The organism is Nocardia nepalensis (assembly GCF_048910785.1).
GTDB classification, from domain to species: domain Bacteria; phylum Actinomycetota; class Actinomycetes; order Mycobacteriales; family Mycobacteriaceae; genus Nocardia; species Nocardia nepalensis.
Genome location: NZ_JBKBET010000028.1, coordinates 228,959 through 239,034 on the forward strand (window position 1 = coordinate 228,959; position 10,076 = coordinate 239,034).

General features: G+C 67.3%; 11 protein-coding genes and 1 riboswitch. Of the genes, 5 read left to right on the top strand and 6 right to left on the bottom strand.

Annotation, left to right across the window (positions count from 1 at the left end; all coding sequences use genetic code 11):
* Positions 1-53 precede the first annotated feature (53 nt).
* The gene (locus tag ACHQ4I_RS21810) at positions 54-857 is read left to right on the top strand and encodes a DUF72 domain-containing protein (protein ID WP_420773647.1); all 804 of its coding nucleotides are present in this window, start codon (positions 54-56) and stop codon (positions 855-857) included.
* Here ACHQ4I_RS21810 and ACHQ4I_RS21815 read toward each other — a convergent pair.
* Complete coding sequence (locus tag ACHQ4I_RS21815) at positions 832-1,113, bottom strand: hypothetical protein (protein WP_420773648.1); 282 nt, start codon at positions 1,111-1,113, stop codon at positions 832-834. The genes ACHQ4I_RS21810 and ACHQ4I_RS21815 overlap by 26 nt on opposite strands.
* A 180-nt stretch (positions 1,114-1,293) precedes the next feature.
* A riboswitch (TPP riboswitch) is annotated at positions 1,294-1,411 on the top strand.
* On the opposite strand from ACHQ4I_RS21815, the gene ACHQ4I_RS21820 reads away from it, so the two are divergent.
* The 3 genes from ACHQ4I_RS21820 (at position 1,406) to ACHQ4I_RS21830 (ending at position 4,916) form a co-directional block, all read left to right on the top strand.
* Positions 1,406-2,821, top strand: coding sequence for a purine-cytosine permease family protein (locus ACHQ4I_RS21820; protein ID WP_420773649.1), 1,416 nt, complete (start codon positions 1,406-1,408; stop codon positions 2,819-2,821). Its footprint overlaps the riboswitch before it by 6 nt.
* Before the next feature lie 131 nt (positions 2,822-2,952).
* On the top strand, positions 2,953-4,383 hold the full coding sequence (locus ACHQ4I_RS21825; RefSeq protein WP_420773650.1) for an alpha/beta fold hydrolase: 1,431 nt from the start codon (positions 2,953-2,955) through the stop codon (positions 4,381-4,383).
* A gap of 53 nt (positions 4,384-4,436) precedes the next feature.
* Positions 4,437-4,916, top strand: coding sequence for an SLOG cluster 4 domain-containing protein (locus ACHQ4I_RS21830; protein ID WP_420773651.1), 480 nt, complete (start codon positions 4,437-4,439; stop codon positions 4,914-4,916).
* Here ACHQ4I_RS21830 and ACHQ4I_RS21835 read toward each other — a convergent pair.
* From ACHQ4I_RS21835 to ACHQ4I_RS21850, 4 genes are all read right to left on the bottom strand, one after another.
* Positions 4,913-5,392: a GNAT family N-acetyltransferase gene (locus ACHQ4I_RS21835; RefSeq protein ID WP_420773652.1), complete on the bottom strand. Its 480-nt coding sequence runs from the start codon at positions 5,390-5,392 to the stop codon at positions 4,913-4,915. The genes ACHQ4I_RS21830 and ACHQ4I_RS21835 overlap by 4 nt on opposite strands.
* A gap of 66 nt (positions 5,393-5,458) precedes the next feature.
* Positions 5,459-6,400: an SMP-30/gluconolactonase/LRE family protein gene (locus ACHQ4I_RS21840; RefSeq protein WP_420773653.1), complete on the bottom strand. Its 942-nt coding sequence runs from the start codon at positions 6,398-6,400 to the stop codon at positions 5,459-5,461.
* A 5-nt stretch (positions 6,401-6,405) separates the two neighbouring features.
* Entirely contained in the window at positions 6,406-7,038 is a 633-nt protein-coding gene (locus ACHQ4I_RS21845; protein ID WP_420773654.1) for an NAD(P)-dependent oxidoreductase, read from the bottom strand.
* Positions 7,035-7,991: an EamA family transporter gene (locus ACHQ4I_RS21850; protein WP_420773655.1), complete on the bottom strand. Its 957-nt coding sequence runs from the start codon at positions 7,989-7,991 to the stop codon at positions 7,035-7,037. The genes ACHQ4I_RS21845 and ACHQ4I_RS21850 overlap by 4 nt, the downstream gene beginning before the upstream one ends.
* A 79-nt stretch (positions 7,992-8,070) precedes the next feature.
* Between ACHQ4I_RS21850 and ACHQ4I_RS21855 the strand changes: the two genes are divergently transcribed.
* A complete protein-coding gene (locus ACHQ4I_RS21855; protein WP_420773656.1) occupies positions 8,071-8,961 on the top strand; it encodes a LysR family transcriptional regulator in 891 nt (296 codons plus the stop codon).
* Positions 8,962-8,989: 28 nt separating this feature from the next.
* Here ACHQ4I_RS21855 and ACHQ4I_RS21860 read toward each other — a convergent pair.
* Positions 8,990-10,076, bottom strand: a 1,087-nt coding sequence (locus ACHQ4I_RS21860) for a DUF4153 domain-containing protein (protein WP_420773657.1), incomplete at its 5' end; no start/stop codon positions are given.

Consider the following 10,076-nt stretch of genomic DNA (forward strand, 5'->3'; position numbering starts at 1 on the left):
GCGTCGCTACTATATCGGTCACCCGAAAGGGGCGCGCGTGCTTCGATGGAGATATGCCCCTGCTCGTCGGCACCTCGGGTTGGCAATACAAGGACTGGCGCGGCGTGCTGTACCCGGCGGACCTTCCGCAGCGTCTGTGGCTGGAGGCCTACGCCGCGGGATTCGCGACCGTCGAGAGCAACAACGCCTTCTATCGACTGCCGAGCAGCGAGACCTTCGCGGCATGGCGTGACCGGACGCCGCCCGGATTCTGTTTCGCGGTCAAGGCGAGTCGCTTTCTCACCCATATCAAGCGGCTGCGCGAGCCCGAGGAACCCGTCGAACGGATGATGGAGCACGCATCCGCGCTGGGCGAGAAGCTAGGCCCGGTGCTGCTGCAACTTCCGCCGACGCTGCGCGCCGATCCGTCGCTGCTCGATGCGTGCCTGCGTTGTTTTCCGACGGGCACCCGGGTCGCGGTCGAACCCCGACACGAGTCGTGGTGGATTCCGGAAGTCCGTGCCGTACTGGCGGAATGCGGTGCCGCGCTGTGCTGGGCCGACGTTGGTTCCCGTCCCGTCACACCGCTGTGGCGAACAACGGATTGGGGCTATCTGCGCCTGCACCACGGACGGGCGACGCCGTCGCCGCGCTACGGGCGCCAGGCACTCGCCAGCTGGGCGCGGCGACTGGCCGAGACCTGGCCGGACCGCGAGGACGTCTTCGTCTACTTCAACAACGACCCGGGCGGCGCGGCCGTCCACGACGCCGTCGCCTTCGCACGCGCAGTCGCCGGAGCAACCGTCAGCCGGACTCCGGATCCCGCGGGACCGGCAAGCGCGGCAATGGCTTTCAGCCGCCGATCACGGCGTTCATGATGGTGCCCGCACTGGTCGCGATGACGCCGCCGAGCATCGCTCCGGCGAGCATCTTCGGCGAATCCAGCTGGCCACCATTCCACTTCTCCCACGCGAACCTCCCGCCCGCGTAGGTGACGCCACACACGCCCGATAGCAGAACCATCCAGGTCAGATAGCGGACCATCTGCAGGATCTTGTCCGAGTTGGGCGGGGCCTCCGGCGTCGGATTGTCGATTTGGGCCAGAACGGTTTCGTGCACGGCGATCAGGATCATGGCGCGTACTCATTCCAGTCGATGCGGACGGTGAGCGACAGATAACCGAGCGATAACCAGATCGGTACCGCACAGTATGAGCGGTATTCGATATTTTCGTGGGCGGTCCGCGAAACCTGTCTGGAATGTCCGAAGGCCGGGCCGGGCGCGGTGGGAGGTGGGTGTAGCATTTCGCGCGAATAACCTCAGCGCGGGAGCTCGGGCACGGCCGGGCTGAGAGGGCGGACCCCACCGTTTCGCCGACCGCATGAACCTGTCCGGGTAATTCCGGCGTAGGGAGAGCGGTACCGGGATGTCTGCACCCAGCCTTGATCAATCCGAACGGCGCGAAGCACCGCTGACCCTGGACCAGCCCGCGCCCAAGGTGCTCTCTTTCTGGGACCAGAGCGCGTTCTGGGCGAACCTCGGGGTCAGCCTGATCGCCTTTTCCGGTGCGTACACCGTGCTCGCGCCGAATACCGATGGTGCGGCCCAGATCTCCATCGCCGCCGGCATTCTCGCGATGGTCATCGGGACGGTGGTCGGCGGACTCATGCTCGGACTGGCCGCGGTGCCGGGCGCGAAGACCGGCAAACCCGCGATGATGTTGCTGCGCGGGCTGTTCGGCGCGAAGCTCAGCTATCTGCCGACGGTGCTCAATATCGCCCAGCTGATCGGCTGGGGCACCTTCGAGCTGATCGTCATCGGCAATGCGGCCGCGGAGTTGTTCGACGGTGGGCCGCACTGGGTTTACGTGGTCGCCGCCGGTGTGCTGACGACGGTGTTGACGATCTGGCCGCTCGGTTCGGTGCGAATGCTGCGCCGGTTCGTGACCGTCGGGGTGGTGATCGCGTTGATCTGGTTCTACATCCAGTTCGTGCGCGCGGGTCTGCCCGATCTCACCACCAACCCGGGCCCCAAGGGCGAGGGACCATTCGGCGTCGACTGGAACCTCTTCTGGATCGCCACCGACGCGGCGCTGGCGGTCTCGGTCTCGTGGGTGCCGGTGGCCGCCGACTACACCCGGCATTCCCGCAGCACCGGTGCCGCATTCGGCGCGGCGAGTGGAGCGTATGCCTTCACCCAGATCATCGCCTATGTGCTGGGTTTGTTCGCGCTGGCGCTCGCATCCGGCGACGCAGGGGCGTACTCGCCGTTCCTGAATGTCGCTCTGGGCGCGGTGTTCTTCTTCATCTTCGTCGTCCGCGAGGCCGACCAGTCGTTCGCGAACGTGTACTCCACGGCGGTCTCGATCCAGAACCTCGCGCCGCGCATCGATCGCCGGGTGCTCTCGATCGGTCTCGGTGTGCTGATCACGCTGCTGGCGCTGCGGCTGAATATGGAGAACTACTTCGGTTTCCTCGGCCTGATCGGTTCGGTATTCGTGCCACTGCTCGGCGTGCTCGTCGCGGACTTCTTCCTGCGCGCGAAGGGCAAGTGGAATACCGAGGCGAACGCGCCCTCGCGCTGGGGCATGGTTTTCGCATGGCTGGTGGGACTTTCGGTGTACCAACTGATCAACCCGGGCGATGCCGGGGTGTGGACGGACTTCTGGGTGAACGTGCAGGAGAAGCTGCACTTCACCAAGCAGGCGTGGATGAGTGCGTCGCTGTTGTCGTTCCTGGCCGCGGTGCTGCTCGCCTGGGTTCTCGGGCGGATCACGGTGTCCCGCAGGTTGGTTGGTCCGCCTGCCCGAAGGGCTCGAGATTTCGCGGAGGATCGCGAGTAGTTCGCCTATACGCCTTGTGGCTCTGCTGATCTCGATCGACCGCGGTTGCGGCGCTGTCTACCCCGTTGCGGCCCAAAACTTTCCGCTCACGCAATCTTGCGTGTCACGCAAGATTGCGTATCGTGAATGGCGTGGCATTCGTACTCGGGTTGCGGGAACGCAAAAAGCTGGCGACTCGGGAAGCGCTGGGGTTCGCGGCGCTGCGGCTGGCGGTCGAGCACGGTCTCGACAATGTGCTGGTCGAGGAGATCGCGGCCGCGGCGGGCGTCTCGCCACGCACGTTCAACAACTATTTCGCCAGTAAGTACGAGGCCGTCTGTTCGGTGGCGGTGGATCGAGCCCGTCGGATCGCGGACGGACTGCACGATCGTCCGGCGGCCGAATCACTGTGGCCCGCCGTCATTCACGCGGTACTGGCCGAATTCCGTGATGACGAACTGCCCGATCCGGTGTGGACCCGCGGGGTTCGGCTGATCACCACCGAGCCCGCGCTGCAGGGCGAATATCTCAAGGCCCAAGCCGTCATCCAAGAGGCCATCGCCACGGCCATTGCCGAACGCACCGGCCGCGACCTGCACTCCGATATGTTCCCGCAGATCATGGCCGGCGCGATCGCGACGGCGCTGCAGGTCGCCATCGACCGCTGGGTAGATGCCGATCCGCCCACCGCGGCACTGCCCGTCATCCGGGAAGCGTTGCGGCAACTGTCCTTCCTACCAGGAGCCTTTCCCATGGACGTCCCCACCAACCACACCCTCGCCGTCCCCGGCGCCACGCTCTACTACGAGATCCGCGGCACCGGTCCCCTGCTGTTGCTCATCCCCGGCGGCAATGGCGACGCGGGGTCCTTCGACCAGATCGCCGAACTACTCGCCGATCGCTACACCGTGGTCTCCTACGACCGGCGCGGGTTCTCCCGCAGTCCCGAGGACGGTGCGATCGACCACCGCGTCGAACTCGACGCCGCCGATGCCGCGGCCCTGCTCGTCCACCTCGGCGACCAGCCCGCGGCGGTGCTCGGCAGCAGCTCCGGCGCCATCGTCGCGCTCGAATTGCTCACCGCACGTCCGGAACTCGTGCATACGCTCATCCCGCACGAACCACCGATGGCGACCGTACTGCCCGATGCCGACAAGTGGCTGACCTTCTTCGACGAGGTCTACCAGACCAGCAAGTCCGAGGGGTTCCCCGCCGCACTGGCCATCTTCGCCGAGGGGGTCGGGCTGAATCGGCCGCAGGGCGACCCGAACGAGGAACCCACACCGGAAGCCGCCGCGATCAGCACGCGCGTCCAGCAGAACATGATGTTCTGGATGGAGCACGAAATGCGTCGGTACGTCCGCTACACACCGGATCTCGACGCCTTGCGAGCCGCGGCGGACAAGCTGGTTCTTGCCGTCGGGCACGACTCCAAGGACGCCTTCCCCGCCCTGCCCAGCGCGGTGCTCAGCGAACGCCTCGGACTCGAGATCCTGGAGTTCGCGGGCGACCATGTCGGATACAGGTCCGACGCCGCGGAATTCGCCACCCAGCTCGATACTTTGCTGGCCAAGCGCGGTTAGTGACTATGCGGGGTGACCTCTGAGAAACCCCTCCCGCAACTATCGTCGACTCCATGGCTGGTCACACCCCTCCACAGGTCGCGGTATGCGGGCCGAGTGCCTGCACCGCCGCCGAGGCCGAATGGGCCGAGGAAGTCGGGCGACTGCTCGCGACCGCCGGTGCCACCGTCCTGTGCGGCGGCGGCCTCGGCGTCATGGCCGCGGTGGCCGCGGGCGCCGCGCACGCGGGCGGTCTCGTCATCGGCATCCGCCCCGACACCGACCGCTCCGCCGCCTGCCCCGGTCTATCCGCCGTCCTCTACACAAATATGGGCGAGGCCCGCAACGCCATCCTCATCCAGTCCGCCGACGCCGTCATCGTCATCGGCGGCTCCTGGGGCACCCTGTCCGAACTCGCCTTCGCCCGCCACCGCGGCACCATCCCCGCCATCTCCCTCGGCGGCTGGCAACTCCACGACGCCGCCGGAAACCCCCTACCCGCAGCACAACTCGCCACCGATCCCGCCGACGCGGTCCACCGCGCCCTGAGCTAGGCGCGAATGGCCCGGGCCGTAGGGATTGTTCGCCGAAAGGCTTGGCGCGGACCACCTTCCGGGCCTGGGGCGACCACTTCGGCCGGGGTGAAGCCGAGGCTTTCGTAGAACGCCCGGGCGGGGGTCGCAGCGGGGTGCCCGAGACCGAAGGTGATCACCTCGACGGTGGCGGGAGCCCGGACGAATCTGTGCAGCGCGTCCATTATCAGAGCCCGACCGACACCGACACCTCGTGCCTGTTCGGAGACGACGAGCCAGCGGACGTGATATGTCGGGGCTCGGCGAACGCCGAACAACAACCCGCCCAGCACGATCGGTCCGGAGGAAGCGATCAGTGCCGTCCCACGCCGGATGTTGTTGTCCAAGGCGTCGTGGAAGCCGGGCTCGTCGACCATCGGGCCGAACCAGTGCTCGACCTGCGTCGCCAGCGACAAAAAGGCTGGGATGTCGTGCTGTCGAGCGGTTCTGACGATCACTGTGCCAGTTTCGCTCGAGCACATCGATGTCACGAGTACTGGCGCGGCCCAGCCGGCCGACCCCATTCATCGGGGTAGATCGACTGCGACGGCGTTGTACGGCGTAGTCGGCTCCGGCGGCGTGGTGAAGCGGGCGTTCGGCAGGTACAGGCGTCCGCCGAACCCCACAACGGTCGTCGGTATGTCGAAGCGCGGGTCGGTGACGCGCCGCTCGACCGTGCCCTTCGTGCCGGTGCGGTCGAGCGTGATCACGGCGATCGCGTTGAGCCGGTTCTGTACGACAAATAGCGTGCTGCCGTGCAACAGCAGTCCGTCACCGTTGGGCACCGCCTCGGTGCCGAGATCGACCTGCCGCGTCGCACCCGTCGCCGGGTCGACCCGGAACAGTCGGCCGGTCACCGACTGAACGATGATCAGCCCGGTGCCGTCGGGCGTGCGCACGATCCCGTTGGCGTTGATCGCTGCGGGCACGTAAACGATGTCACCGGTCAGCGGGCGTCGCTGCACCGCCTCGGGCGGTGGCAGCGCACCGTCGCTGCCGACGGGCAGGTGGTACAGCACGGGCGTGCGCGAGTCGGTGAACCACGCACCCGTGGGGGTGAGCACCACATCGTTGACGAACGTCTCCGGCGGCGTGGCGAGTCGGTAGCTCGCCAGCAGTGCGCCCGTCCGAGTGTCCACGACGCGGGCGTCGCCTCCGGTGCCACCGGCGACGAACAGTCGGGCGCGGTGGTCGGCCTGGAGCCCGAGCGAGGGCGTACCCGCCCCATGGCTCAGCAGGGCGCCCCGTCCGGTCAGCAGGTTGGCGCGGTAGATGGAGCCGTCTGTCCGCGAGCCGAGGTAGGCCACTGGCAGCGACCCGATCGCGATGCCCTCCGGCTGGAATCCGGCGGGCAGGTCGATCGCGGTGGGGAACACCGGGCGGTGCGACGCCGCCCGGTCCGCGGGTACCAGCGCCGCGACGCCGAGGCAGACGAGCGCGACCGAAATGCCGAGTATTGGCTTCATCGCGCCTAATAACCAACGGTGAAGTGTTTGCTCGCACCTGGGTTCTCGAGCTCGTCGAGCACGGCCACGGCGAGGTCTTCGGCCGAGATTCGGGATGCGCCGTCGGCAGCGGTGATCAGTGTGGTCGTGCCGCGTCGGTACTTTCCGGTGCGAGGTCCGGGTTCGAGTAGCGCGGGTGGGCTGAGGTAGACCCAGTCGGCCGGGTGCATTCGGCAGGTGTCCAGTTGCGCGGCGCTGGCAGCGGCGATGGTGCGAAATTGTTGCGGCACATACTTCGGGCTGTCGACAACGAGCCGGTCGGGATGTCCCGGGATCTGCAAAGGCGCAGCACCGCCGACGACCAGAATGCGGCTGCGGACTCTCAGGGCCGCGTCGAGCAGCGCCGTCGTGGTCGTGGTGACGGTGTTCTCCTGCCCGGGGGCAGGGCGGGTCGCCATCACGATCGCGTCGACGCCGTTGCACGCTCGGCTCATGTGGTCGAGGTCGTTCGCGTCGCCCTCGACAGCGATCACCCCTGGCGGCGGAGCGGTTGGCCGCTGTTTCCGGAATACCGCGATGAGGTCGTGGCCTCGGCTGGCGGCTTCGTCGACGACGCGCGCACCAACCATGCCCGCGGCTCCGACGACGGCGATCTTCATCGAAGTGCCCCTTCCGATACGGGTGTTGAAACAGAGTCGAGTGAGCGGGTGGGCGCGGGAAGCTGCCCCGCGACGATCGCGGCGAGGCAGAGCCCGAACCCAACGAGTTGGATCGGGCCGAGCGTCTGGCCGAGCAGCGTCGCGCCGAGAACGGCGGCGACCAGCGGCGAGAGCAGCGACAGAATCGAGACCGAGTTCACCGGCAAGGTGGTGATGCCGCGAAACCACAGAACGTAGGCGATCAGACCGCCGACCAGCCCCAGCCAGAGGTAGCCCAGGACAGCGGTTGAGGTGATCGCGGGAGGCGGCCCCTCGACAAGGAAGGTGAGCGGCACCAGGAACAGACCTCCCGCGGTGAGTTGCCACCCGGCGAATGCGGTGGGACCGACCTCGGCGGGCCTTCCCCAGCGTTTGGTGAGGGTCACGCCGAGTGCCATCGTGGCCGCACAGGCAAGTCCCGCCACGATCCCCACGACGTCGAATACCGCATTCGGCCCGATCACCACCAAGCCGACCCCGACAACCCCCGATGCACCCCAGCACAGACGCCAGGCGGAGGGACGCTCGTGCAGGACCACCACGGCCAGGACGGCGACGATGAGCGGCTGGGCCGCCGCCAAAGTCGCGGCAACACCGCCCGGCAGGCGTTCGGCCGCGATGAACAACAGCGGCATGAACAGTCCGATGTTCAGCACGCCGAGCACCGCGGCCTTCCCCCACCAGGGTCCACGCGGCAGCGTCCGGGTGATCGCCAGCGCGATCAGACCGGCGGGCAACGCCCGCAGGACTCCCGCGAATAGTGGATGTCCCTGCGGGAGAAGCTGCGTGGTAACGACATAGGTCGTGCCCCATGCCAAGGGAGCGAGCGCCGTCAGGGCGGCGCGAGGCAGATTTCCAGAGGGAGCACCTTTCCCGGCTCCGCCGGAAACCCTCTGTGCTGCTGAGCTTTTCACGCTGTCAGTCTCACCTGGGAGCAATCAATGAGTCCAACACATGTTTGTCACTTCATCAATCTGAATACAAGATTGATCCATGGAGCTTCAGCAGATGCGCTACGTCGTCGCCGTCGCCGAGACGAACAGCTTCACCCGGGCCGCCGAACGATGTCTGGTCGTCCAGTCCGCCCTCAGTCACCAAATCGCGCGCCTGGAACGCGAACTCGGCGCGAGACTGTTCGAGCGCACCAGCCGCCGGGTGCGGCTGACCCCGGCCGGTGCGGCGTTCCTTCCCGCAGCCCGCCAATGTCTCGACGCCGCCGAACGCGCGGCCGCCGAGGTCGCCGCGGCTGTCGGAGAGATACGCGGACGGCTCGCCGTCGGCCTGATCCCCACCGTCGCCGCGGTCGATATCCCAGGTGCGCTGCACGACTTCCGCCAGCGGTACCCGCATGTGCGCATCAGCCTGCGGGTGGGTGCGAGCGAGGACCTCGTCGAGCAGGTCGAGCAAGGAGCCATCGACATCGCTTTCCTCGGTCTGCCGACCACATCGCGACCCCAGGGTGTCGCGGCCCACGAACTCGCCCGCGACCGACTCGTCGCCGTGGTCGCGCCGGACCATCCACTCGCCGACGAACCGGCGGTCGATCTCCGCAGGCTTTCTTCCGAGGTATTCGTGGACCTTCCGGCCGGAACGGCCGGACGTGTCCAATCCGACCAAGCCTTCGCCGCCGCCGGGCTCGACCGTGACGTCGCCTTCGAAGTGACCACCGCGGACTACATCGCTCGACTCGTCGCGCCGGGCCTCGCCGTGGCCATGCTCCCCTCCGCCTACGCGCCTCAGCTCACCGGCGTGCTCACCATCGAGGTCGCCGACGCGCCGACCCGCGTCGAATACGTCATCTGGAGCCGGTTCAGCCGCACGCCAGCGGCGAGCGCCTTCCTCGCCATTCTCGACATCACACCGCAAGATCGACACGGCTCGTGAAGCGCCCGGGATCGCCCGCCACCTCGACCTATCGGGCATTCGCGCGAGACAGGTTCCACCCCTGCCACGTGTCCTCATCGAGCCGGGCGCGGATCGCGTCGAGCACTGCGCGGCGCTGCGGTTCGGGAAGCCGGCCGACAGCGGGAACGACGTCTGATGAGAGGCTGCCCAGGTATTCCGCGTCGAGATTCTTTCCGTGCTGCCAGCGATCGATATTCCGCTCCGCGACAATGCCTTCCGGGTTGATGACGGACATGGCGAACAAAATCGCCATCGCGGTGCCGATGGCGGCGCGCGGAACCCAGGTGCCGTCCAGGCGGAGCACGGCCACCATCATCAGCAGGTAGACCAGGCCCAGCCACAGTTCGCAGACCTCGACCAGCAGGCGCATGACGGTGAAGCCGTAGGCCTGCTGATAGGTCCACATGCGGCCGAGTGCGGAGGCGACGATGATCAGCGACAGCACGCCGATCGCGCACAGCAGGATCCGCAGCCAGGCCCGGTCGGTGGCGCAGTCGCGTGCGGCCCAACGCAATACGACCGCGATTACCGCCAGCGTCAGCATTGTGACGATCGACAGCTGCCAGAATCCGCTGCGCGCGTACTCGGCGTAGGTCAGATTCGCGGTGCGCTGGACGTAGTCATCGCCACCGAACAACGCGACGAACTGGGCGACGACGAAGATCGCGAACAGGATGGTCAGCGCGCCCACCGGCAATGCCCATTCCAACCGTCGCAAGCAACAGCCGGTCGAATCACCCGCCGCCGCGGGGCGCGGACCCGCCAGCAGGTACATCGCCCCGATGCTGCCGAGCCCCAGCGCCGCGAACACGATGATCCACCGCAGCACCGATTCCGCGTCGACCTGCGGCGTCACGAGGGCAAGCAGTTTCGCGAACGTCGCATCGGCACCGCCCAGCAATGGCACGAAAACCGCCAACAACGCCAGCGTCACCGCAACCGAAGCCCCCGCCCGCCACGACCGCCGCGCTCTACCATCACCGATCCGCCCGACCGCCGAATACACCCACGGAATACCCCCAATCGACTCGATCGGCACCGCGATCACGTCATACCAGGCCCCATACACCGACCGCCGCCCGACAACCGCCAAC